This window comes from Kribbella sp. NBC_00382 (assembly GCF_036067295.1).
Taxonomy (GTDB): domain Bacteria; phylum Actinomycetota; class Actinomycetes; order Propionibacteriales; family Kribbellaceae; genus Kribbella.
Window position 1 is genome coordinate 7,377,727 of record NZ_CP107954.1, and the last position, 24,493, is coordinate 7,402,219.

At 66.6% G+C, this 24,493-nt stretch carries 21 protein-coding genes; 6 read left to right on the forward strand and 15 right to left on the reverse strand.

Annotated features, from left to right (window positions below):
• Positions 1-426 precede the first annotated feature (426 nt).
• The 5 genes from OHA70_RS34730 to OHA70_RS34750 are packed head-to-tail and all read right to left on the reverse strand — an operon-like array spanning position 427 to position 5,923.
• Complete coding sequence (locus OHA70_RS34730) at positions 427-1,311, reverse strand: ABC transporter ATP-binding protein (protein ID WP_328325023.1); 885 nt, start codon at positions 1,309-1,311, stop codon at positions 427-429.
• Complete coding sequence (locus tag OHA70_RS34735; protein WP_328325025.1) at positions 1,308-2,123, reverse strand: ABC transporter ATP-binding protein; 816 nt, start codon at positions 2,121-2,123, stop codon at positions 1,308-1,310. Before OHA70_RS34735 ends, OHA70_RS34730 begins: the two co-directional genes overlap by 4 nt.
• The gene (locus OHA70_RS34740; RefSeq protein ID WP_328325027.1) at positions 2,116-2,991 is read right to left on the reverse strand and encodes an ABC transporter permease; all 876 of its coding nucleotides are present in this window, start codon (positions 2,989-2,991) and stop codon (positions 2,116-2,118) included. Before OHA70_RS34740 ends, OHA70_RS34735 begins: the two co-directional genes overlap by 8 nt.
• A gap of 5 nt (positions 2,992-2,996) precedes the next feature.
• Entirely contained in the window at positions 2,997-4,091 is a 1,095-nt protein-coding gene (locus OHA70_RS34745; protein ID WP_328325029.1) for an ABC transporter permease, read from the reverse strand.
• Entirely contained in the window at positions 4,088-5,923 is a 1,836-nt protein-coding gene (locus OHA70_RS34750) for an ABC transporter substrate-binding protein (RefSeq protein ID WP_328325031.1), read from the reverse strand. Before OHA70_RS34750 ends, OHA70_RS34745 begins: the two co-directional genes overlap by 4 nt.
• A gap of 367 nt (positions 5,924-6,290) precedes the next feature.
• On the opposite strand from OHA70_RS34750, the gene OHA70_RS34755 reads away from it, so the two are divergent.
• The gene (locus OHA70_RS34755; protein WP_328325033.1) at positions 6,291-7,118 is read left to right on the forward strand and encodes a class I SAM-dependent methyltransferase; all 828 of its coding nucleotides are present in this window, start codon (positions 6,291-6,293) and stop codon (positions 7,116-7,118) included.
• A 172-nt stretch (positions 7,119-7,290) separates the two neighbouring features.
• Positions 7,291-9,087, forward strand: coding sequence for an AfsR/SARP family transcriptional regulator (locus OHA70_RS34760; RefSeq protein WP_328325035.1), 1,797 nt, complete (start codon positions 7,291-7,293; stop codon positions 9,085-9,087).
• Between the two features lie 64 nt (positions 9,088-9,151).
• On the opposite strand, the gene OHA70_RS34765 is transcribed toward OHA70_RS34760, so the two are convergent.
• Positions 9,152-12,163, reverse strand: a complete 3,012-nt coding sequence (locus OHA70_RS34765) for a sacsin N-terminal ATP-binding-like domain-containing protein (RefSeq protein ID WP_328325037.1) — start codon at positions 12,161-12,163, stop codon at positions 9,152-9,154.
• 166 nt (positions 12,164-12,329) lie between these two features.
• The gene (locus OHA70_RS34770) at positions 12,330-12,770 is read right to left on the reverse strand and encodes a cupin domain-containing protein (protein ID WP_328325039.1); all 441 of its coding nucleotides are present in this window, start codon (positions 12,768-12,770) and stop codon (positions 12,330-12,332) included.
• 92 nt (positions 12,771-12,862) lie between these two features.
• Between OHA70_RS34770 and OHA70_RS34775 the strand changes: the two genes are divergently transcribed.
• Positions 12,863-13,645: an SGNH/GDSL hydrolase family protein gene (locus tag OHA70_RS34775; protein WP_328325041.1), complete on the forward strand. Its 783-nt coding sequence runs from the start codon at positions 12,863-12,865 to the stop codon at positions 13,643-13,645.
• Between the two features lie 26 nt (positions 13,646-13,671).
• Here OHA70_RS34775 and OHA70_RS34780 read toward each other — a convergent pair whose 3' ends face one another.
• From OHA70_RS34780 to OHA70_RS34800, 5 genes are all read right to left on the reverse strand, one after another.
• Positions 13,672-14,061: a YciI family protein gene (locus OHA70_RS34780; RefSeq protein WP_328325043.1), complete on the reverse strand. Its 390-nt coding sequence runs from the start codon at positions 14,059-14,061 to the stop codon at positions 13,672-13,674.
• Between the two features lie 87 nt (positions 14,062-14,148).
• Positions 14,149-15,105, reverse strand: coding sequence for a LuxR C-terminal-related transcriptional regulator (locus OHA70_RS34785; RefSeq protein ID WP_328325045.1), 957 nt, complete (start codon positions 15,103-15,105; stop codon positions 14,149-14,151).
• A gap of 12 nt (positions 15,106-15,117) precedes the next feature.
• Positions 15,118-15,939 carry a GNAT family N-acetyltransferase gene (locus tag OHA70_RS34790; RefSeq protein ID WP_328325047.1) on the reverse strand — a complete coding sequence of 274 codons (822 nt, stop codon included), beginning with the start codon at positions 15,937-15,939 and terminating at the stop codon, positions 15,118-15,120.
• On the reverse strand, positions 15,932-16,171 hold the full coding sequence (locus tag OHA70_RS34795; RefSeq protein WP_328325048.1) for a hypothetical protein: 240 nt from the start codon (positions 16,169-16,171) through the stop codon (positions 15,932-15,934). Before OHA70_RS34795 ends, OHA70_RS34790 begins: the two co-directional genes overlap by 8 nt.
• 72 nt (positions 16,172-16,243) lie before the next feature.
• On the reverse strand, positions 16,244-16,744 hold the full coding sequence (locus OHA70_RS34800) for a MarR family winged helix-turn-helix transcriptional regulator (RefSeq protein WP_328325049.1): 501 nt from the start codon (positions 16,742-16,744) through the stop codon (positions 16,244-16,246).
• A gap of 66 nt (positions 16,745-16,810) precedes the next feature.
• Between OHA70_RS34800 and OHA70_RS34805 the strand changes: the two genes are divergently transcribed.
• Together OHA70_RS34805 and OHA70_RS34810 are read left to right on the forward strand one after the other, a co-directional pair.
• Positions 16,811-17,578, forward strand: coding sequence for a hypothetical protein (locus OHA70_RS34805; protein WP_328325051.1), 768 nt, complete (start codon positions 16,811-16,813; stop codon positions 17,576-17,578).
• A gap of 12 nt (positions 17,579-17,590) precedes the next feature.
• Complete coding sequence (locus tag OHA70_RS34810; RefSeq protein ID WP_328325053.1) at positions 17,591-18,418, forward strand: alpha/beta fold hydrolase; 828 nt, start codon at positions 17,591-17,593, stop codon at positions 18,416-18,418.
• A 370-nt stretch (positions 18,419-18,788) separates the two neighbouring features.
• Here the strand turns inward: OHA70_RS34810 and OHA70_RS34815 are convergent, their stop codons facing one another.
• The gene (locus OHA70_RS34815; protein WP_328325055.1) at positions 18,789-19,805 is read right to left on the reverse strand and encodes a LacI family DNA-binding transcriptional regulator; all 1,017 of its coding nucleotides are present in this window, start codon (positions 19,803-19,805) and stop codon (positions 18,789-18,791) included.
• Positions 19,806-19,901: 96 nt separating this feature from the next.
• A complete protein-coding gene (locus OHA70_RS34820; RefSeq protein WP_328325057.1) occupies positions 19,902-22,085 on the reverse strand; it encodes a discoidin domain-containing protein in 2,184 nt (727 codons plus the stop codon).
• 254 nt (positions 22,086-22,339) lie between these two features.
• Here OHA70_RS34820 and OHA70_RS34825 point away from each other — a divergent pair, with 254 nt between their 5' ends.
• Positions 22,340-23,287 (forward strand): DUF1996 domain-containing protein, encoded by a 948-nt coding sequence (locus tag OHA70_RS34825; RefSeq protein WP_328325059.1) that lies wholly within the window; start codon positions 22,340-22,342, stop codon positions 23,285-23,287.
• 59 nt (positions 23,288-23,346) lie between these two features.
• On the opposite strand, the gene OHA70_RS34830 is transcribed toward OHA70_RS34825, so the two are convergent.
• Positions 23,347-24,348: a sugar phosphate isomerase/epimerase family protein gene (locus OHA70_RS34830; protein WP_328325061.1), complete on the reverse strand. Its 1,002-nt coding sequence runs from the start codon at positions 24,346-24,348 to the stop codon at positions 23,347-23,349.
• Positions 24,349-24,493 lie beyond the last annotated feature (145 nt).

Below are 24,493 nucleotides of genomic sequence, written 5' to 3' on the forward strand. Positions count from 1 at the left end.
CAGTCGGACCACAGACTGCCGGCGCCCAGTTCGCCCTGTGTCCCCACCGTCTCGACCGCTACGTGACAAACGGTAACCGAGCCCTCACCATCGGCGTCAAGATGAGCACACCTGCAAGTTTTTCCAAACCTTCCAAAACCCCGAAACAATCGCGTCCACACCCCGAGGAAACACCCGTTCCCCCCGATCCGCTTGCCACCGGCAACCGCCGCCGATGCCCTCGGCAACCTCTCGCGACCAACGGTTATGGAATCGATACCACGAATCGCCCTCACTTCAAGCAAACGCTCCACTCGCCTGGACCCACCGGTGGCGGGCTTGAACAGGCAACGGCGACCTTGAACACGAAATAACTTGTTCAAGGTCGCCGTTTGATGTCCGAGCCCATCGCTTGTTGTCCGAGCCCACCAGTGGTGACTCGGACAACTAGATGATCGGGGTGGCCTCGGTGGCAGTGTCGGTGGGTGGGGTGGCGGTGGACTCGTCGACGTTGATCCGGGTGGTCCAGCGGGCGTCGGGGTCGGGTTGCGGGATGGAGTCGAGCAAGAGGCGGGTGTAGGGGTGGGTCGGGGTGTGCATGACCTCGGTGACCGGGCCGCGCTCAACGATCTCGCCTTTGTTGATGACCATGACCTGGCCTCCCAGGTAGTACACAGTCGACAGGTCGTGGGTGATGAAGAGCGTGGTCATGCCGTGCGCGCGCTGGAAGTCGAGCAGGATGTCGAGGAACATCTTGCGGATCTGGGCGTCGAGCATGGAGACCGGCTCGTCGGCGATCACGAAGGCCGGGCGGAGCATGTGGATGCGGGCCAGCATGATCCGTTGCCGTTGGCCGCCGGAGAGCTGGTGCGGGTACCGGCCCAGGACCCGGTCGGGGTCGAGGCTTACCGCTCGCAGGGACTCCTCGATCAGCGCTAGGCCGGCCTCGCGAGTAGTGGCCAGGGAGAACTTCTTGACCGCTTTCCAGAGCACCCGGTCGACCCGGTAGAAGGGGTTGAAGATCGAGTACGGGTCCTGAAAGACCGGTTGCACGTTGCGGCGGTACTCGTCGTACTCGCTGCGGTTGAGCTTGAAGATGTCTTTGCCGCCGTACGTGATCGTGCCCGCCGTCGGCTTCTGCAGGCCGAGGATGTTGCGGGCGATCGTGCTCTTGCCGCTGCCGCTCTGGCCGACCAGGCTGACCACCTGCGGCGGGTGCGCGTCGAGGCGGAAGCTGGCGTCCTCGACCGCGGTCAGGTAACCGTCGGGCGTTCCCCGAGCATGAAAACGCTGCTGTACTCCGCGCAGCTCGATCACCTTGTCGGTCGTCATGACGCCCTCCGTCCGAGCCGCGGGATCGACTCGATCAGCTGCCGGGTGTACTCGTGCTGCGGGTCCTTGAAGACCTGGTGCACGTCACCGACCTCGACCAGCCGGCCCTCGTACATCACCGCGACCCGGTCGACCAGTTGCGCGTGCACTCCCATGTCGTGCGAGATCACCATCAGCGTCACGCCGAAGTCCTGGCGCAGGTCGGCCAGGCTCTGCAGGATCACCCGCTGGATCGTCACGTCCAGCGCGGTGGTCGGTTCGTCGGCGATCACCAGGTCGGGTTCGAGCGCGACGCAGATCGCCATCAGCACGCGCTGCTTCATCCCACCGGACAGTTCGTGCGGGTACATCCGGGCCACGCGCGGCTCCAGGCCGACCTGGTCGAGCAGTCGGCCGATCAGCTCGGTGAGTCCCTCTTTGCGGTCGGGCGCGTGTTCGAGGATGACGTCCTTGAACTGGTCCTCGACGCGCATGACCGGGTTGAGCGAGCTCTGCGAGCCCTGGGGCAGATAGGAGAGCGCGCTCCAGCGCAGTACGCGGAGCTCCTCGCCGTCGACCTTCATCAGGTCGATCGGCGAACCGCCCTTGCGGTGGAAGATCGCCTCGCCGGCGGTCACCTTGCCCGGTGGTTTGAGCAGTCGCAGCAGCGCGACCGCGAGCGTCGACTTGCCGCTGCCCGACTCCCCCGCGATGCCGAGGATCTCACCGCGGCGGACGGACAGGTTCAGGTCCTGTACCGCCCTCACGTCGCCCTTGTTGGTCGAGTACACGACCTCCAGGCCGGACACCTCCAGCACGGTCTGCTCACTCACCGGCCACTCCTCTCAGCCGTGGGTTGTAGACCTCTTCGAGGCCGATGTTGATCATGTTCAGCGCCGCGAACAGCGCCGTCAGCAAGACGATCGGGACCACGAACATCGGCCACGCGCCGAGCGTCAGCGCGCCGGTGTTGATCGCGTTGAAGATGATCTGGCCGAGGTCGATCACGCCGCCGGGCCCGAGCCCGATCACCTCCAGGCCGACCAGCCCGAAGATCGCGCCGAGCGCCGACGAGGCGAAGCCGACCCCGATGAACGGGAGCAGGTTCGGCAGCAGCTCGGTGGCGATGATCTCGAGATCTCGCGACTTGCTGACCCGGGCCAGATCGACGTACGGGCGGGAACGCAGGCTCAGAACCTGGGAACGGATGGTCTTGGCCGCGAACGGCCAGGAGAAGATCGAGATCATCACGCCGACCTGGAAGAGCGACACGTTCTTCGCGTACGCCGAGAGCGCGATCAGCAACGGGAACGTCGGGATCACCAGCAGGATCCCAGTGAACGTCGAGAGAATGTTGTCGATCCAGCCACCCTTGTAGCCGGCCACGAACGCCACGATCACGCCGACAACGGTCGAGATGATCCCGGCGATCGCACCGATCTGCAGCGACACCGAGAGCGCGCTCACCACCATCGCGAGGACATCTCTGCCGAACTGATCCGTCCCGAGCACGTGGTCCCCGGACGGAACGAGCCATTTCTCGTACGCCGCCAGCTCGATCGGATCCGTGCCGCCGCCGATGGCGTGCACGATCAACGGGCTGAGAACCGCCAGTAACGCCATCGCGGCCAGGATCACCAGGCCGGTCGCCAGCCGCCGGCTGCTCCGAACGGTGCGCACCACCGCGTGCAGGATTCTCATCGTCATCACTTCCAGTACTTGACGCGAGGATCGAGCAACGGCAGCAGCAGATCCAGCAGCAGCACGGCGGTCAGTACCGAGAAGATCGCCATGTCGGTGACGCCGAGGATCGTGTTGAAGTCGAGTTGCTGGATCGCGGTCACCAGCGTCGTGCCGAGGCCCGGATAGTTGAACAACTGCTCCACCAGGACATTGCCATTGAAGATGAACCCGAGCGAGATCCCGAACGCGGTCACCTGCGGCAGATAGCAGTTGCGCAACGCGTAGCGGGTCAGGATCCGCCACGGCTTGAGGCCCTTCGCCTCGGCATACACGAGGTAGTCCTCGCCGAGTACCGGCACCATCAGCATCCGCGTGGACAGGATCCACCCCATCGCGCCGATCCCGACGATCGACAACCCCGGCAGGAACCCGTACTTGAGCACGCTGCCGATGAAGGCCACGGAGAACCCGGGATTGATGTTGGAGTCATACGCCGAGCGCGCGGGCAACCAGCCCAGCGTGTAGGCGAAGACGTAGACCAGGATCAGCGCGACGAAGAAGAACGGTACGTGGGCCAGCGCGATCGACAGGTTGGTGATGATCGCCGAGCCCGCCTTGCCGCGCCGCCAGCCGGCGATCGCGCCGACGACGATGCCGATCACCCAGGACAGTACGGCCGAGATGCCGAGCAGGCCGATCGTCCACGGCAGTGCCCGCAGGATCACGTCCTGCGCGGGCGTCGGGTAGTTGATCAGCGACGGTCCGAGATCGCCGTGCAGGATCAGCTTCTCCATGTACTTCAGGTACTGGGAGAAGATGTTCCCGTCGAGACCGAACTCGTGCTGGTACCGGGCGATGATCTCGGCGCTGGCCTGCGCGTTGTAGATGTAGTTCTGCTGCAGGCTCTGGATCAGTGTGTTGATCGGGTCGCCGGGCATCATCCGGAAGAAGAAGAACGCAATCGTCAGCGCTCCCCACAGCTCCACCAAGTAGAGCCCGAAACGGCGCAGGGCGTACGCCGCCAACGGGTGCCTGGACAACCAGGCGCGCACCCCGGTCCGGGGCGCGGCGGGCTTGGCCTTGTCCACGACAACCACCGGCGGCGCCTCAGCGGTCACGCCGGCCCTTTCTGCCCGGTGGGCTTGATCTTGGCGAGCACGAAGATGAAGTGCGGCCACCAGTTCAGCGGCACCTCGTACAGATCCGCGTCGGTCGGCCAGTCGGTCCAGAACGCGGTGTTGAAGTACGACGGGTAGCCGGTCTGGATCACCGAGAGCATCGGCAGCTCCTGGAAGTAGATCTCCAGAGCCTGGTCGAGGAACGGTTTCGCGTCCGGGCTGCTCGGGTCGAGCCCAGCCAGCTTCCCGGAGATCTCGTCGAACTTCGCGTTCCGGAACCGCATCTTGTTCTTACCGGCCGCGTTCTTGCCGATCGGCTGGTACTTGTCGCTGGTCCAGTCGGTGTACAGCTGCTCGGGATCGATCGCGAACCCGGCCCAGCTGGAGTCGATGTCGTACTGCCCGCGCTGGAACTTCTCGTCGTGCACGCTGCCGGACAGGCTGCGCAGGGTGGCCGGCACGCCGACCTTGGCCAGCTCGGTCTTCAGCACGTTCGCGATCGCGTACTCGCCACCGTCGACCGGTGACGGGGTGATGATCTCGAGGTTGATCTCCTTGCCCTTGTACGTCCGCTTGCCGGCGGCGTTCTTGGGCGCGATCTCGTCCAGCAGCGCGGTCGCCTTCTCCGGACTGAACTCGAACTTGTACTTGTTCGCGAGCTCGTCGTTCTTCCACTTGTCGTTGGTCGGGTAGTCCGCCCAGGGGTAGACGGCCGACGGCACCTCCACCGGCCAGATCGACTTGCCGATCTTCTCCCGGTCGAGGCAGTAGTTGATCGCCCACCGCATCTTCGGCTCGGAGACGACGCCTCGGGCCGGATCGCAGTTCAGCCACATCACCCGTGGATTCGGGTCGTGGAACTGAGTGGTCACCAGGTTCGGATAGCCGCTGTTGCGCAACTGCTTGGCGTGCGGCTCGTCGACCGAGCCGACGTCGAACTCAGCGTGCTCGAACGCCAGCGACGCCTGGTCGAGCTGCTTCGACGTGCTCTGGTAGACGACGTACTGCGGCTTGACGTCGAGCTTGTCCTTGTTCCAGTAGCTCGCGTCCTTCTCCCAGACGAACATCTTCTGGTTCCGGATCGCCTGCTTCAGCTTGTACGGGCCCGACCGGACCGGCGGATTGTCCTTGTACTTGGTCGGATCCTGCGACTTCCAGATGTGCTCGGGCATCAGGTTGATCGGCGCGCCGGCGATCGCGGCGATGAAGTTGTAGTGCAGCCGCGGGGTCGGCTTGAGCAGCTTGACCACCGCGGTGTGCGCGTCCGGGACGTCGACGCTCTTCACGAACTCCTTCAGCTCACCACCGCCGCCGAACAGATCGGGGCGGTCCTTCAGCAGCATCACCGTGAACTTGAAGTCGTTGGCGCCCAGCGGCTGACCATCGTTCCAGTGCGCTTTCGGATCGAACTTCATCGTCAGCTCGGTGTGGTCGTCGTTGTACTTGTACTCCGTAGCCAGCCACGGCGTGAGCTTGCCGGTGGCGAAGCTCAGGAAGAACAGCGGCTCGGTGGCCAGCTCCACGCCGGCGCCACCGGGTGAGCCGTTGGGGATCATTCCGTTGAAGCTGTCGAACACGGTGTACTCGACCTGGCCGGTGACAACGGTCTGGTCCCGGGGAACCGGGATGTTCGCCTTGTTGATCTGGATCGACTTGGTGGCGGCCGGTTTGTTGCCGGCAGGCTTGTCGGAGTACGAGCCACCGCCGCCGGAACAGGCGGCCAGGAACGTGGCGAGTGCCGCCGCTCCCCCTCCCATCATCGATCGTCGGCTGAGTTGATAGCGGACGACCTCGGAGACGTCTTCGAACTGCGGGCGCGGCGCGTCGTTCACGAGATGGTTCCCTTCGATCCGAGTCCTGACCGGACTCTCCTCACCCGGCGCAGCTGGCCGGACCGATGTGACGGAAGCCACCTCCGTTTCGCTTGCCTAAGGACGGTTGTCACCGTTGGAAACGTTTCTCGGACTATAAGTAGCGTTGACAACGTTGGCAAGACTTGGCGTGTGGCCGACAACGGACGGGCCGAATGCGCTGATCAGTGGATATATCAACCTCTGACAACGAAAGCGCTGTACCGGTTGACCGTGACGAGGTCTTGTGTTCACACGGCTCGTCACACGGTCGGGCGGTCTGATCGGGGTACACCGCGCAGGGCGGTGGCGTCGCTGGGGGGCGCGGTTCTTGCCAGAGGAGCTGTGGATGAGTACGGAAGTTTCGGGGACGGCGGTTGATTTCGAGGCGATCAAGGCCAAGCAGCGGGCGGGGTGGGAGACCGGCGACTATCCGCGGGTCGGCAACACGCTGCAGATCATCGCCGAGCTGCTGGTCGAGGCGGCGGATCTGCGGGCCGGTCAGGCGGTGCTGGATGTCGCTTGTGGGCAAGGGAATGTGGCGATGGCCGCAGCCCGGCGGTTCGCCGATGCGACCGGGGTCGACTACGCGGTCAACCTGCTCTCGCAGGGGCGGGAGCGGGCGGCTGCCGAGCATCTGACGGTGAACTTCCTGGAGGGTGACGCGGAGCAGTTGCCGGTTCCGGATGAGGCGTTCGATCTGGTCGGGAGCACGGTTGGCGTGATGTTCGCGCCGGATCATCAGCGGGCAGCGGACGAGCTCGTCCGGGTGACGAAGCCCGGGGGCAAGATCGCGCTGGCCAGTTGGACGCCGACGGGGATGATCGGCGACCTGTTCCGGGCGGTCGGGAAGTGGGCGCCGCCGCCGGCCGGAGTACAGCCGGCCACGCTGTGGGGGTCCGAGGAGCACCTGTCCGGGCTGTTCGGTGACCGGGTCGAGTGGGTGGGGCTGACCAAGCGGTCATTTGTGTTCCGGTACCACTCTCCGGAGCACTTCTCGGAGTGGTTCCGGCTGTATTACGGGCCGATCACTCGCCTTGCCGGGACGCTGTCCGAGGCCGACCTGGCCGCCTTCGCGGCTGACCTGGCCGCGGTACCGCGCGCGTTCAACCGTGCTGACGACGGCACTGTCGCCGCACACGCGGAGTACCTGGAAGCAGTGGGCATCCGGCGCTGATGCGGTCCGTGATCAGCGCTGGCGGGGTTGCTGTTCGGCGCTGACGGCGTTGCTGCTTGGCGCCGGCGGGGGTCGCCGTTTGGCGCCCGGGGGGTCCGTGTGGCGTATCGGCTGGGCACTCGCCCGGGGGCGGCCGGTGCGCCACACTGAGGTTCGGGGAGGGGGTGTGGGCATGAGCAAGATCAGGCTGCTGGGGGCGCCGGCGATCGAACAGGCGGATGGCACTGCCCGGCCGCCGCGTGGGCGTAAGACGTGGGCGTTGCTCGCGTACCTTCTGCTGGCTGATCGGCCGCCGAGTCGCAAGCGGTTGGCGGAGCTGCTCTTCGCCGATGCGGATGACCCGCTGGGGGCTCTGCGCTGGTCGTTGGCTGAGCTGCGGCGAGCGCTGGGCAGTGGGGATGTCATCACTGGTGATCCCCTGATGCTCATGCTTGGGCTGGACACATCTGTGGACGTGCTGGTGGCTACCGAGGACTCCGCAGATCCGGCGCCGCTACTGGACTTCAGTGGCCAGTTGCTTGATGGGGTGGAGATTCCGTCCTGCCCGGAGTTCGAGGCGTGGTTGCTGGTGGAGCGGCATCGGCTCTCTGCTGCGATCGAGGGTCGGCTGCGGGAGACCGCTGTTTCGCTGGTGGCCAGTGGGCGAGCTGCTGATGCCATCGCTTATGCATCCAAGGCGGTCGCGCTGAATCCGCTGGAGCAGGGTAATCACGAACTGCTGGTACGCAGCCTGGCGATCTCGGGGAATCGGACGGCTGCGCTTCGGCAGATCGCTGTCTGTGAAGACCTTCTGCGGCGTGAGCTGGGGCTGGAGGCGTCGGCGGCTCTGCGGGAGGCGTCCGAGGTTGGGCCTGGCTCGATCGCTGGTCCTGCTCTGGGTGGGCGGGCCGCGGCGGCGAGCCAGTTGGAGGCGGGCCGGGCGGCGATCGCTGCAGGGGCGGTCGACGCCGGGCTCCAGTGTCTTCGGAGAGCGGTCTCTGAGGCGGAGCACTGCCACGACGCTGGCTTGCGAGGTCGCGCTCTCGCGGCGTTGGGCGGCGCTCTCGTCCATGCCATTCGCGGCCATGACGAGGAGGGCGCCATCGTGCTGCACGAGGCGATCCTGGTTGCCTCGGAAGCGGGTGATCGCCGGACGTCGGTACTCGCTCATCGGGAGCTGGGGTTCGTCGAAGTACAGGCTGGTCGGCGGCAGACGGCTCGCAGTTGGCTGACTCGCGCACAGCGGCTGGCTGAGACCGATGAGGAGCACGCGGCGATTCTCGGCGTACAGGGGATGAACTCGTCGGATCAGGGCGACTATCCGGCGGCCTTCGAGTACTTGGGTGAGTCGGTGGAGAAGGCCGCGCGGTGTGGGGATCGGCGGCAGCAGGCGTGGTCGTTGTCGATCATGGGCCGGGCGCGGCTGCTGCGCGCGGAGTACAGCCAGGCGGCGTCGATCGTCCGAGAGTCACTCGATCTCGTCCGCCAGGAACGCTGGATCGCCTTCCTGCCTTGGCCGCAGGCGCTCAACGCCGAGCTCGACCTGTACGCCGGTGATCTCGATGCCGCTGCCGACGGGTTCGAGCAGGCCTGGGTGCTCGGCTGTCAGCTCAACGACCCTTGCTGGGAAGGGATGGCGGGACGCGGACTCGGCCTGCTCAGCGCCGACCGTGGGGATCATGCGGGCGCGGCCGAGTGGCTCACGCAAGCCGTGAGCAGCGCGGGCCGCGAACCCGACCGCTACCAATGGGTGCACGGACATGTACTCGATGCAGCCTGTACTACGGCGTTGGCACGTGACGACGCCGACCGTGCTCGGCCGTTGGTGACACAGCTGGCTGCGTTGGCAGCGCGATGCGACATGCGAGAGCTGATGATCCGGGCCAACCTCCACCAGGCCACCCTTGGCGACCCGACGGCGGCGGCGTCAGCACGGCTGCTGAGCACGGAGATCGACAACCCCGCGCTGACGGACCTACTACTCCGCTGACCATCGTGCGGTCAGTACGCCGCTGACCATCGTGTGGTCCGTACTCGGCTGACTATCGTGCGGATCAGTCGAAGGTGGCGTCCAAGCGGAGTTCGCTGGAGCGGTCTGGTTCGGAGAGGACTGCCCGGATGACGTGGCGCTGATCCCAGCGCCCGGAGGACCAAGCGAGTGCCTTGGCGAGGCCGTCGAAGGTGGCGGCGTGGGGGTGTTTGTCCCCGTCGACCCACCAGGAGACGTCGACGCCATCGACGGTCAACTCCTCGTGTTCCCACCAGGTCGCCGGCGCCTCGGGGACGAGCTCACGGACCAGGTCCGGTACGTCGGCCGCGGTCCCCTCGCCATCGATGTTGCCATCGGCAACTTCCCCGGCCATCGGCACGTCGAGCAGGTCGCTCAGTCCGTCGGCGGCTGCTCCGGAGGCGACGATGAATCCGCCGAGATCGCCACGCTGCAACCACATCGGCGCATCGGCGACCACCGCGTCACCGGCGCTCATCACGGTCGTGACGCCGCTGCCGTCGAGCACCCGAACGTCGTCCGGGGTCTCCCCCGGGTACGCCTCGTGGGTTCCGAGCTGACTCCAGAGCCGCAAGATCGCGCTCTCTTCGACCTCCCGCTCCGGATCCGCGAGCCGCTCCAGCAGCAGCTCGACGCCGGCCGCATCCAGATCGCTGACCACGCGCACCAGGCCGACCGCAGTCCGCACCTCAGGATCCAACCTCGCCGTCCACTCGGGTGCAGCGTCGAGGAAGCTCGCCAAGACCGGATCCGCGGCGGGATCAGCCCGACCCGCCAACGGCTCGCCGTCTTCGAGCAGAACGCGCTCTCTGATCCACCAAGCCGCGTACGAAGGAGCACCGTGCGGGCGATCGTCGGGCCCCACCACACGCACCGTCTCGACCAGTGCACGACGGAGCTCGGGTGAGGTCCCGAAGAGTTCGAGCACCCGCGGCCAGGCGTCGTCGACGATCCAGTCCAGGTCGCGGACCGCCAGCAACTCCCCCACCGTCGCCCCGAAACGCGAGCCGTCCGGTGCGACGTCGTCGGCCCAGTCCTCGATCCCGTCGAGATCCGCCAGCGCTTCGGGCAACTCGTCGAGCGTGAGGTCCGCGGCCGAGACGGTGCCGAGCGAACTCAGTACGCCGATCGCCTCCAGCGCGGGCAGTCCGTAGCGCTCGACGAGGGCGTTGTCGATCGTGGCGACCTCTTCCTCGTCGAGTACGGCGGCTGCGTCGGAGCCGGCGATCACGAGGGCGTTGGCCGGGATGAGGTCGCCCTCGGCGTCACGTAGTACGAGGTCGGAGAGCCACCACAGGCCCTCGGCCTGGGAGACGTCCGCGGCGACGACGGTGAGCACGGCCTCGGCGATGACGTCGGGGTCGTCGGCTTCGGCGGAGTGCTCGACGGCGACGCGTACTGCGTTGTCTTCCAGCAACGCGCGCGGCGACATGGGGAGCGCTCCCAGGCGTTCCAGCGAGGGATGCACGGCTTCCGGGTGCACGACCCGTACGCCGTACTCGCCGAAGATCGCCAATGCGTCGGCGGGCAACTCGGTGCCGGGCAAGAGCAAGCCACGGACCCCGCGAACCAGGCGGCCGTCAGCGAGCGGAACGGGGAGGGTGCCGAGGGACTCGCGGAGCAACGGCTCGGTGACCATCGCGGAGAGCGCTCCATAGACGTTGTGCCACCAGGCCGGAGGCTCTGCTGCAGCGGCCGAGCCCAGCTGGTCGATCAGGTCTGCAAGGTCGAGCCGACGGATGCCGAGGGCATCGAGCGCGGTCCGGTCCTGCCGTGGTGAGGCGATCAGACCAGGCACGATCGGCGCCAGGACGACATTGAACGCATCGTCCGAGCCCTCTACGACGACTGCGTCGCGAGGTGGCAGGAGGGTACCGTCCTCGACTGCTCGGACGATCGGCGTACTGGGCAGAACGGCGAGGATCGCTTCTCGGAGAGCGCGATCCAACGCGCCTGCCGCGAGGCCGATCGGTACCAGCGGCAGGACATTCGCTCCGTCCTCCGCACGGTGGCGGAGCAGCTCCGCGTAAGCCGTCGCCGCCTCTTCGACGAGCCGATCGGTCAGCGCGCCGGTGGCGACGTGGCGTCGCGACGGATCCAGCGGAAAGGTTGCCAAGAGCAACGCTGGAAGGGAGAGTGCTTCATCGGTGGGCGTGGGTGCGTGGACGACACCAGGCAGCTCATCGCTCGACGAGAGCGGGTCGACACGGCCCGACGGGTCGGCAACGGCGGTGCGCGGAAGCGCCCAGAGGATGGACCAGTGCGGGCGGGTGCGTTCTTCGGTGGGGCGGTCGGCGAGTAAGCGCTCTCTGTCGTTCTCGTCGAGTACGCCGGACGCGCGCTGCACGTACCAACGGGACTCGGCGTCGGCGAGTACGCGCGTCGAGCCGTCGATGTCGATCTCGATGCGCTCGAGACCGGGCAAGGCGAGCAGCAGGGCATCGTCGGCTTCGGCTAGCAACCGGCGTACCAGTTCGGCCGCCGCCTCGTCGCGCAAGGGCAGGATGACGGCGGTGTCGTAGCCCTCCGGCGGCTCGCCTTCCGCCTCGAACGGCAAGCGCAGTACAGGTACCTGACCATCGCGCCGGCGTACCTCGGTCGCCAGCCCCGGCGACTGCAGACCAGCTACGGCGGCTGCGGTGTCCGCACGCGAGAAGCGGACGCCGCCCGTACGCGACAAGATCACCGGCTCGTCGGTCACCGCCAACACGGCCGAGAAGCCGACGCCGAAGCGTCCGACAGCGCTCTCCGAGTCGTCCCGCTTGGCCGACGCACGCAGGGTCGCCAACGACTCCACGCCTTCGGCGCTCAACGGCGTACCGGTGTTGGAGACGACCAGCGTCGCGCCGCTCAGGGAGAACTGCACCCGTCCCGGCACACCCGCCCGAGCAGCCGCATCGGCCGCGTTCTGGGCGAGCTCGACCACCACCCGATCGAGGTAGCCGCCAAGCGCCAGATCCTCCTCGGCGTTGGCATCCTCCCTGAACCGAACCGGCGCCGCCGCCCACCCAGCCAGTACGCGCTCTCTGATCCCGCCAACCCCGAACTCGTCACTCACCCGGGTGAGTATGCCGCCCGCCGAACTCGCCGCCACACCGGGAGTGCGTCGGTGCTCCGGCTGAACGCATCGCGGTGTCTCGGGAGCAGGTCGGCGTACCGGATGGTCAGCGGCGGGCGCGGGAGGTCCCGGAAGGCAGGGATCGCCTGCCCTTCCGGGGCAAACTCTAGAAGTCGCAGCCCGGGTTGGGGGCGTCTTCGGAGAGCGGGGCGCCGTGCGGGAGGACGTACAGGACCTCTAGGACGACGGGCTTCTTGCCGAGGTTGATTCCTTCGTGCACATGGTTCGCACCGCTGGGCTCGACGAAGGCGGCGCCGGTCTTGTAGACGATGCTGCTGTCGCAGGACGAGTCCGGGTGGGTGAGCGTGCCCTGGGCAACGAAGGCGTACAGGGTGCCGTCGTGGAAGTGCCAGCCGGTCTTGCCGCCGGGCTGGATGGTGACCTCACGCAGGATGTAGTCCTTGCCGCCGGCGGTGGTCTGACTGATGATCACGCCGGTGACGCCGGTACCGGGAGTGGCGTTCGCGACGGCCGGCAGCAGCGCCAGACCGGCCGCGGCGACGCCGGCGGTGGCGGCCCGGCGGATTCCCCGAGTGACTCCACGCATGGGTGATTCCTTTCGGTGCGGGGGTTGGTTGCAGCTGAGACAGCACAGCCACACGGGCTGTGACAATTCATCGTGCCAGGTATCGTCGGCGCGTGATCACCGCTGGCAGTCGCTATGTCTCTTTGGGCAGCTCCTTCGCCGCAGGGCCCGGAATCAAGCCGATCGTCGACAAGGCCGCCAGCCGCTCCGGCCGGAACTATCCCCAGCTCGTCGCCGAGGCACTCGGCCTGGAGCTGACCGACGTCACGTACTCCGGCGCGACGACGGCGCACCTCCTGCGCGACCGCCAGGACGACGCGCCACCGCAGATCGATGCCGTCGGCCCCGATACCGCGCTGGTCACGATCACTGCCGGAGGCAACGATCTCGAGTACATCGGGACCTTCATCCGGGGCAGCATGATGAACACGCTGGCCAAGCCCGCGACCCTGCTCGGCCGGCGGGTGGCCAACCGGATCCGCGCCCGGGTCAGCTACCTCAAGGACCCGGCCGAGTACGACGCCGTCGCCGCCTCACTCGCCGAGGTCGTCAACGCGGTCCGGGAGCGTGCTCCGCGGAGCCGGGTCCTACTCGTCGACTACCTGACGGTGGTCGGACCGAGTACCCGCGCGCGTCTCGACGTACCGCTGAACGAAGAACAACTGCCGAGCATCGTGATGATGGCCGACGGGCTGGCGAAGGCTTTCGCAACCGCCGCCGAGACGACTGGCGCCGACCTCATCGCAGCGTCGGCGGCCAGCCAGTCTCATGCGGTGGGCTCGGCGGAGCCGTGGACCACGGGCTTCCGCTTCGGCCCGGGCCGGGGCGTCCCCTACCACCCGACGGCGGCCGGCATGACTGCCGTCGCCGATCTGATCGTCGCTAAAGTCCGCTGACCTTGGGAGGGCGGCGGACCCGCCGTTCACGCCGGGGCGACGCCCTGGGGGTGGATCTCCACCGCCTGGTAGACGGGAAGGCCGCCGGGGCCGGGGCAGATGGAGATACGGTCGACGATCTCCAGCAGGCGCTCGTCGGTGGCCACGTCGACGACCCAGTAGCCAGCCAGCACCTCCTTCGTCTCGCTGAAGGGGCCGTCCGTGATGATCGGCTCACCGTCGGCCTGCGCCTGATAGGTCCGCATCTTGTCCGGACCTTCGAGCCCACGCGCCTCGACCAGTTCGCCGGCTGCCTGCAGCTCCCGGTTCAGGTCGTGCATGTACTCGACCATCACCTTGAGGTCGTCCTGCGACCAGGTGTTCGGCATGTCGTCCCAGCCCTGCTTGTTCGAGTGCATCAACAGCATGTACTTCATCGGTCCCACTCCTTGTCCTCTGACCCGTACCGGGGTCGCTCAGCAGCTACGTCGGAACCGATCTCGCGTTCTCGACAGGGTTCTGGTCTAGAGCAGTTTCTGACGTGACGCCTGTACTCCGAGCTGGAACCGGGTCTGTGCTCCCAGCGTCTCCTGGAGCCGGCTGATCCGGCGTGCGATGGTTCTCTCGCTGACCCCGAACTCGCGGGCGATCGACTCGTCGGTGAGACCGGCGCTGAGATACGTGAGCAGCCGTTTCGTCTCCAGCGACGGCGTTCCGACCGCGTCGCTCGTGTCGGTCCCGCTGGTGATCGGCACAGCCATCCGCCAGAACGCGTCGAACACTCCGACCAGGCCGGTCAGAAACGGCGAGTGGTGCACGACCATGGCCGCAGTACTGGTGATCTCGCCGGCCGTGGTCCGCGCCGAGAGCAGCGCCCAGCGATCATCGACGATGGTCAGATTGAGCGGTACCTGCGGAAACACCCGCGCCTGCTCGCCCGCATCGACGCACAGCTGCACCATCCGGAGCGCGGCCGAATCCTGCAGCACCCGCGTCCCGTAGATCACCTCGTACGAGACTCCGCGCCCGAGCGCGTCGAAGAGCCCGTCGACGATCTGGTGATCCGGCGACGCGAGATTGCCGACGGTCATCGCCCGGACCTGATGCTGGACGTCGACCTGAACGTGGTTGAGCACGGCCCGTGCCGTCTCGGCCGACGGCAACAACTCGACGTACGTCTGCTGCCCGATCCCGGCGGTCCAGAGATCGGAGAGCAAGGCCGCGCTCTCTCTAGCGAGATCAGCTTCTCTCGTACGCCGCTGCGCCAGCGCCTCCATCGCGAGATGCGGCGGCTGCGGCAACACCTTCCCATCGGCCCGCTCGATCAGCCCGATCGCGGCCAGCTCCCCCAACGGCCCTTCCAGCCCGGCGGAATCGCCACCCGCGGTGAGTTCGTCGACACCCAACGCACCGCGGGCCATCAGCTCGAGGTAGATCGCCTCGGCCTCAGCGGAGATGCCCAACGCGCGGAGTTGCTGCATCCCCCCTGTGTATCAGCTACTTGGCGTGTACACGTACGGCGTAGTGGTCGTGACGGCCAGGAATCCGAGGCGCTGGAGGATCGGGGAGCTGTCGTCGGAGGCGTCGACCTGGAGGTAGCGGTAGCCGAGTTCGACCGCACGGGCGGCGCGGACGGCGACCAGTGCCTTATAGATGCCTTGGCCTCGCCACTCGGCCAGCGTCGAGCCGCCCCACAGGCCGGTGAAGTCGGTGTTCTTCTTGTAGACCGCCCAGGCGGCCGAGACGACTTCACCGGTCGCATCCGCTTCCGCCACGAAGATGTCGGTCAGGCCGGTCGCGTGCCGGCGCACCAGATCGTCGGTCAGCCAGGACCAGTCCTCGCCCCAGACGGTCGACTCCATCGCGGCGATCCGCTCGAAGTCGGCCCTGTCCTCGGTACGCCGGATCGTCACGCCCTCGACCTCGTCGCGACCAGCCAGCTTGTGGACGATCTCGGCGCTCTCCGCGATGACGACCGTCTCGCGCTCCTCCGGCACGAACCCGGCGGCGGTCAGTCGCTCGGTCAGATCGGCCGGCAGGTCGTGCCCGCGGGTCTTCCACTCGACGGGCTGCCCCTTCGCGGCGAAGTACTCCCGCTGACGGGCGATCAGCGCGTCGAGCTCAGCGCCGTCGAGCCCTTCGAGAGAGCGGTAGCTGACGAATCCGCGACTCGGGTACTCGACCCGGATGACGGGCCCGTCCGTGCTCGTCGGTACGTCGGCCGCCTCGGCGCCGCCCCGCAGCTGGTCGTCGTACGCCGCCAGCAGCATCGCGGCCCGGTTGGTCTTGAGTTCAGAGTTGATTCCTTCAGTCACCCGAGGACTGTGTCACGAGACGGGGGCTCTTCACGACCTGTTCGGTGCCGGTCGAACGTCGCCGGACCAGCGCGGTGACGCTCCGCCGGAGAGCGCTCCACGGACGGTGCCGGCGACGCTGGACACGGAGGGCTTCCTCGGCGGTCCGGCGTACCTCGTCGTAACCGCTGGTGGAGTGCCGCACCTCGTCGGCGACGATCTTGCTGTTCACGACCAGACTCAAGGCTTCCATTGCTCCACGCTCCTGCTCTGGGCTCCCTCTCTCGGGTGCCTTCACTACACAGGTCGGAGCTGTCGAACGGATCTATACATTTCCTGGCGACTCAGTTGAGAGAACGAGAATGCGGAGCAGGTTGGTCAGGTGATCCTGGTCGGCGGCCGGCAGCTGGTTGACCAGGTCGACCTCGATCTGGGTGATGTCGCCGAGGGCCTGCTGCCAGATCTTCAGCCCGGGGTCGGTGAGGGTGGCGACGACCTTGCGGCGGTCGTCGCGGTCGTGGTGGCGGGCGACGTACGTCATCCGCTCGAGTGCATCCAGCCGGTTCGTCATCGCGGCTGGAGAGAGACCGAGTTGAGTTGCCAGGCGGCCCGGCGTCGACTGGTACGGCGCTCCACCGCGGCGCAGCATGTGGAGCGTCTTGAAGCCCCACCACTGCAGGCCGTGCTCAGCCAGTACTGCGTCCCGCCGGCGGTCGAGGTAGCGCCCGAGCGCCTGCAACCGGGTGGCGATCCCCTCGACCCGGAGGTCCATGTCCGGGAGCTCTCGGCTCCACAACTCCACGTGCGCGTCGATCGAGTCCTTCACCCGCTGAATGATTCAGCGAGTGAAGCTTTGTTGTCAAACCTTTCGATATCGAAATATCCTCCCGGCATGACTCAGATTGCGCTCTCTCCGCTCATCCGGTCCGGTCTCTGCCTGATGCGGGCGGGACGGTGGGACGACGCCACCCAACTCCTCGCGGCCGCTCAAGCGGACACCGCCTCGGAACGGCTCGCACTGGCTCTCGCCTTGGCCGAGGTCGCTGTCGACCAGGACTTCGCTCAGCAGACCGACAACGCCGGCTCGCGGCTCGTAGTACTGGCGGAAGCGCTCTCTGAGACGCCGGATGCGTGTGCTGGTTGGGATTTCGCCTTCCTGCAGTTGCGGAAGGACTACGGCACCGCCCTAGTCGCCGGCAACCGAGCCGCCGGACCCGAACTGGCGGAGCGAGTCGGTCAGCTGAGGACCGCCCCCGACGAAAGCCGCTCCGGCCATGCCACCTTCTATGCGGGCGTGATCGCGGACAATCTGCTCGAACAGCCCGACGAGGCCTTCGCCGCCTACACAACCGCACTCGACCTCGGCGAACGCTCCGGCGACGACCTCCTGGTCTCGCTGGCCCTCCGCCACCTCGGCGACCACGCCCACACCGCCGGCGACCTCGCGCTGGCCCGCGCCCACTGGGAACGATCAACCGAACTCCGCCAGAAAGTCGGCCATCTACTCGGCGCCCTAGCCCAGCAAACCCTGCTCGCAGTACTGGCCCGCGACGAAGGCAACCTCGCGGCCTCCAAAGCCCTCGCCACCGAGGTCAACCGCTGGTCCAACCAAGCACACATCCCTTGGCTACAAGCCCAGTCCGCGGACCTGATGAGCTGACACACTCGCCGGGTGATCGAAGAACGCATCCGGGTATCCGACGAGGTCGAACTCTTCGTCGCCCACTCCCCCGGCCCCACCGAGAACCCGCTGCTGGTCATCCACGGAGGCCCATGCTGGGATCACACCTACCTCCTGGAACCGCTGGTCCACCTCACCGACCGCAAACTCCTCTTCCCAGACCTCCGCGGCTGCGGCCGCTCCACTGGCGGACTCCCCGACGACCGCTACACCCCTGACCTGGTCATCGACGACCTGATCGGCCTACTCGACCACTTCGAGGTAGACCAAGCCGACGTACTCGGCTTCTCCTACGGCGGCCTGATCGCCCAACGCCTAGCCCTGCGTACCAACCGAGTCCGCCGCCTGATCGTCGCCTCCAGCAGCATCCCACCCGTACCACCCGATGCCTTCGGCAACTGGCCCGAACGCACCCTCCGCCAGTCCGAAGAAACCCCCACCGACCTAGAAGGCCCCGCCCGCACCCGCCACAACGCCCTAACCAGCGCCCGAGCCAACGTCTGGCGCCCCGAATCCCTCCCCGACTACCGAGCCCGCATCAACAACATCCACTTCACCAACGACTGGGACGCCCCCTACCTAGCAGGCACCCTCCCCTCGCCCCGCTACCCCGACGCCCTACAACGCTTCACCACCAGCAACCTCCCCATCCTCCTACTCCACGGCGCCCAAGACATGACCTTCCCCGCCCACCTAGCCACCGAAGCCGCCACGGCCATCCCCACCGCCACGGCAGTAGTCCTAGACCAAGCCGGCCACATGACCCACATAGACCAACCCGAACCCTGGCTAACCGCAGTACAAGAATTCCTGAGCTGAGGGCGGCACGGACTTCATCGTGCGCGCCGAACCATCAGCGATAGGCCGTGCGGCAGCGAGACAAGCTTGAGACAGACCGCCACTTGACCGCCAGTCTGAACCACCACTCATAGATTCTTGTTCTTGTTCTTGTTCTTGTTCTTGTTCTTGTTCTTGTTCTTGTTCTTGTTCTTGTTCTTGTTCTTGTTCTTGTTCTTGTTCTTGTTCTTGTTCTTGTTCTTGTTCTTGTTCTTGTTCTTGTTCTTGTTCTTGTTCTTGTTCTTGTTCTTGTTCTTGTTCTTGTTCTTGTTCTTGTTCTTGTTCTTGTTCTTGTTCTTGTTCTTGTTCTTGTTCTTGTTCTTGTTCTTGTTCTTGTTCTTGTTCTTGTTGTTCAGGCTGATTCTCGGGGGACGAGGTGGGGGTCGAAGATGACTGAGGTGGGGTGGAGGGTTGGGGTTTCTATGTGGGCCAGGAGGAGGCGGGCCATTTCGGCGGCCATTGCTTCTACTGGTTGGGCGACTGTGGTGAGTTGGGGGCGGGTGGAGTGGGCTGGTTCGCTGTCGTCGAAGCCGACTACTGCTACGTCGTCGGGGACGGTGCGGTGGTGGGCTTGGAGGACGGTCAGGGCGCCGGCGGCCATTAGGTCGTTGGCGGCGAAGACGCCGTCCAGGTCGGGGTGGGCCGCCAGGAGTTCGGCCATTGCCAGCTCGCCGCTCTCGCGGGTGAAGTTGCCTTTGGCAACTGGGATATAAGCCTGCCCGTGGCGGGCCATGGCGTGACGGAAGCCGGTGAGGCGGTCTTGGGCTGCCGGTACGTCGCTGGGGCCGGCGATTGTGACGACCCGGCGGCAACCGCGGGCTACTAGGTGGTCGGCAGCCAAAGCGGCGCCGCGTTCGTGGGCTAGGTCGACGTAGCTGATCGGCACGTCGCGACCCGGGCGCGCGAAGAGGACAGCGGGGATCCCGGCGTCGACGAACAGTCCGGGCAGGGTGTCGTCGGAGTGGGTGGAGACGAGCAGCGCGCCATCGGCTTTGCCTTGGCGGACATAGCTGACGGCATCCGCGCGCGCCGCGTCTGAGTCGGCCAGTACTAGCGTCGGATGGACCTTCTGCGGCAGCAGGCTCTTCACGACCCCCGACGTGATCCGGCCGAAGAACGGGTCACCCAGCACCTGCTCGGCTGAGCCGTCCGAGCCCGAGATCACCAGCGCGATCGCGCCCGCCTTCCGGGTGACCAGTGACCGGGCCGCGGTGTTCGGGACATACCCGGTCGTCCGCACCGCCGCCGCGACCTTCGACCGCATCGTCTCGTCGACGGTCTCCACGCCGTTGATCACCCGCGAGGCAGTCGCGCGTGACACCCCGGCGGCCTTGGCGACGTCTTCCAGAGTCGGCCGATTGCTGTTCATGGCATCGGATCGTAGCTGCGTCAAGCTCTCCCCCTCGTCGAGATATCCACAGGTGCGGCGGCCTGCTGCCCACAGGCCGCCGCACCTGAAGCATGGTCAGTTGCGGTAGATGCCGAACTCGAACAACGAGTAGCCCCAGCCGGTACCACGCTGGGTCCCGGTCATCCGGACATAGCGCCCGGACCCACCGGAGGCGATGTTGTCGACATCGCCGTTGCCATCAGCAGTCGTGTAGACCGGCCGCCAGTTGTTGCCGTCGTCCGACGCCTCGATCCGGTACGCCCGGGCGAAGCTCGCCTCCCAGACCAGCTGGATCCGGTTGAACGACTGCACCGAGCCGAGATCCACCTGCACCCACTGCGGATCCGACCAGTCACTCGCCCAGCGCGTCGTGTTGTTCCCGTCCGTCACGTTCGACGGCGGGTACGGCGCCCCGTTCCCGACCTGCTGGTACGACGAAGCCGTCGCCGGCTTGCCACGAGCGATGTTGGTGCCCTGCACCGGCGGAGCCACCACCCGGAAGGACTTCGTCTCGATCCCGACGTTGCCCTTGCCGTCGCGCACGTAGTCGTACAGCTTCCACACACCGAGCCGCTCGGGCACCGTCACGGTGAACGGTCCGTTGCCGCTGAACGGCGTACCGACGAGAGCGCCGCTGCCGTCGATGTACTTGCCGCCGACCCTGAACTCGTGCGTCAGCGCGTCCCCGTCAGGGTCGGACACGTTCACGGTCACGCTGATCGTGCCGCCGGCCGGCACATCCGTCGTACGGCTCAACGTCATGTTGCTGATCACCGGAGCCGTGTTGCCGCCGCCGGCGCCACCGAAGGCCTGCCGCACGGCGTAGTACGAGAGCCGCTTCAGACCACCAGGCGTCAGGTTGAACCACACAGCGCCGAAGTCGTCCTCAACGCCGTAGTGGAACAGGGTCGCACCCAACGCGACACCCGTGTGCCCCGTGATGCAGTTCCACGCAGCGAGGTAGCCGTCACGCTTCTGGATGTCGGTGGGCTCGTTCGGTACGCCGTTCGCGTCGTTCGGCACCTCCCACTCGCCGGCCGGGCCGGCCTCGGTCACGATGTACGGCTTGTTGTAGCCACCCGCGATCCAGTCCTGCTTGACCTGGCAGATGTGCCCGTAGGAGTTGACCGCGAGCAGATCCAGCGCAGGCGTGTACTGCTTGAAGTACGGCCACGCACCAGTCCAGGCATCCGTCGAGGTGACCGGGTGGTTCGGGTCGATCGCGTGGATCGCAACGGTCGCCTCGTTCACGAACTTCGCGTAGGCGATCCGCTGGTTCTCAAGCTCCGTACCGGAGAAGCAGTTCTGCATACCGAGCACGGACTCGTTGCCGACGTTCCACAGCAGCACGCCTTGGTTGTCCTTGTACTCCGTGGTCCAGCGGCGGATCTCCGTGAGCATGTTGGCCTTGTACGTCGCATCCGTCACGTAGTTGACGCAACCGCCGCTGCCAGGCCCACCACCAGGTTGGAGCCAGTATCCGGCGATCACTCGCATGCCGTTCACGGCCGCGGCGTCGAAGAGCGGCTTGGAGGAAGCGTCGGTCCCCCAGGTACGCACAGTGTTGACGCCGATCGACTTCAGCGCGGGCAAGCGTGCCCCTGCCTCGGAGGCCGGCGGACCCCAAGTCAGGCCCTTGACCTGCCAGGGAGCGTTGTTGACGAGCAGCTGCCAGTTCCCTTGGCTACCAGCGACATGGACAGTGCCGCTGCCTTGCGGCGGACCGTTGTCGCCGCCGGTACCGAGCACCTGGAACTCGTACAGGGACATGCCGTAGCCGTTGGCGCGCTTGACGCCGTACATCCGGACGTACCGGCCACTGCCGTTGACGTTGAGGGTCTCGTTGCCACCGGGGCTGGTGGTCGTGCTGTAGATCGGGTTCCAGTCCTGGCCGTTGCCGGACACCTCGATCCGGTACTCCTTGGCATAAGCGGCTTCCCAGCGCAGTACGACCTGGCTGATGGACGAGGTGGCACCGAGGTCCACCTGGAGCCACTGGTTGTCCTGCCAGGCGCTGGACCATCTGCTGTTCAGGTCGCCGTCCACTGCGGCGGTGGCCGGAGTACCGGCGCCCTCCGATGACGAGGCCGTCACCGGGTGCCCTTGGGACAGCAGGGTGGCCGCTTGCGCGGGTTGAGCCAGTAGTACGACGTTGCCGAGCAGCACGACGGCTGCTGCGACCGTGGCGGCGATCGCCGATCGGCCGCGATGTCTGCGCCGGGAGGGCTGCAGCCGCACGCGGCGGGTCGCGAAGTCCATTCGGGTACTCCTTCGCTGGAGTGCGAGAGGGGGGCGGGTGGAGTCAGAGAGCGCTCTCTCGCGGTCCGATGGTTGCCCGCGGGTTACCGCCTTGTCAACGGCTCGTCACGCTCAGCCGGTTCCGGAACCTTCAAGCACTTGACAGCGGAACCGGCCCGGCAGAGGCTGTCTCAGAGAGCGCTCTCCCGCGATGTCCCACCGCGGGTTGCCTGCACCTACCGCCCCCGCGGAATCCCCCGAACTGGAGGAGATCCGTGTTCACCAGAAGGAAAACAGCCCTGTCCGCAGGCGGCATCGCCGCCGTCCTGATCGCCTCGGCGCTCGCCGCCGTGGCCGGTTCCTCGGCCCAGGCCGACGACCTGGTCACCCACCACGAGTTCCAGGTCAACTGCAATCTGCACCACCGCGCCACCAACGACCCGATCGTGTTTCCGAACATGCCGGGCGCCTCGCACGAGCACAGCTTCGTCGGCAACGCCACGACGAACGCCGCGACCACCCTCAACAGCCTCAACGCGGCCGGCGTAGGCCAGACCACCTGTCTCAACCCCGACGACCTGTCGGCGTACTGGTGGCCGACGATGTTCCGCAACAACGACCCGGTCCCGCAGACCTGGCGGCAGACCATCTACTACAAGTCGGGCATCCTGCGGTACCAGGACGTCCGTCCGTTCCCGGCCGGCATCAGGTTCGTGGTCGGCAGCCCGAGCGCGACGCTGGACCAGTTCAAGAACTCCCCCGGCGCGGTCGAGGGGTTCGAGTGCGGCGACATCTCGAAGAGCTGGGACATTCCGGCGTACTGCACCCCCGGCACCCAGGTGAACGTCCGGTACCAGGCCCCGAGCTGCTGGGACGGCGTGAACCTGGACTCGGCCGACCACAAGAGCCACATGGCCTACCCGGTCAACCTGGTCTGCCCGGCCGACCACCCGGTCGCCGTGCCGATGCTCGAGTTCAAGATCTCGTTCGAGGCCAGCGGTGACATGACCGGCATCAGGTTCGCCAGCGGTCGTGGCTACACCTGGCACTACGACTTCTTCAACGCGTGGGATCCGCCCACGCTGGCTGCCCTGGTGAGCCACTGCATCAACGGTGGCCTGCAGTGCAACGGAAAGGGCTTCGACCTCTACAAGCCGAACCGCGGCCAGGTGCTCGGCGACAACTACCGTCTCCCGGGCCGTCCGACCGTTCCGACCATCTAACCGAAACTCCCTGCGGTGCTGAAACTGGGGAAAGGGACAGCACCGCAGGGTCTTCGGGGTTAGGAGGAGAAGGCCGCGTCAAACGAAGCGGTCGGTGGGTCGAAGGCCAGTGACTTCACGAACTGCAAGGCCTCCGCGGCGCCGACGAGACGATCCATGCCGGCGTCTTCCCATTCGACCGAGATCGGGCCGGTGTAGCCGATCGTGTTGAGCATCCGGAAGCAGGCTTCCCAGGGGACGTCGCCGTGGCCGGTGGAGACGAAGTCCCACCCGCGGCGCGGGTCGCCCCAGGCCAGGTGCGAGCCCATCCGGCCGTTGCGGCCGTTGCCGACCTGACGCTTCGCGTCCTTGCAGTCGACGTGGTAGATCCGGTCCTTGAAGTCCCAGAGGAAGCCGACCGGGTCGAGGTCCTGCCAGACGAAGTGGCTCGGGTCCCAGTTCAGGCCGAACGCCTCGCGGTGACCGATCGCCTCGAGCGTCGTCGTCGTCGACCAGTAGTCGTAGGCGATCTCGGACGGGTGTACTTCGTGGGCAAACTTCACGCCGGCTTCATCGAAGACATCCAGGATCGGGTTCCAGCGGTTCGCGAAGTCCCGGTACCCCGCATCGACCATCGCCTGCGGCACCGGTGGGAACATCGCGACGGTCTTCCAGATCGACGATCCGGTGAAGCCGACGACCACGTCGACACCTAGCGCGCGAGCGGCCCGCGCGGTGGTGGCCATCTCCTCGGCCGCCCGCTGCCGGACGCCTTCCGGATCCCCGTCGCCCCAGATGTGCGCGGGCAGGATCGCTTGGTGCCGCTGGTCGATCGGGTCGTCGCAGACCGCCTGGCCGAGCAGGTGGTTGGAGATCGTCCAGACCTTCAGGTTGTACTTCTCCAGGATGTCCAGCCGGTTGCGGACGTAACTCTCGTCCTCGGCCGCCTTGCGGACGTCAAGGTGATCACCCCAGCAAGCGATCTCCAGCCCTTCGTAGCCCCACTCGGACGCGAGCCGGGCCACCTCCTCGAACGGCAGGTCGGCCCACTGGCCGGTGAACAAGGTGATCGGTCGAGCCATGAGAAACTCCTTAAATACTAAAAACTAAAGGAAGCGCCGCCTTCGGCGGCGGTGTTGGGGAGGCAAGAGAACTAGGGGTGTCCCGCGGCGCCGCGGCCGGAGCGCTGGTCGCGGCGCCGGGGACAGGAACCGGACTGGCCGGTCC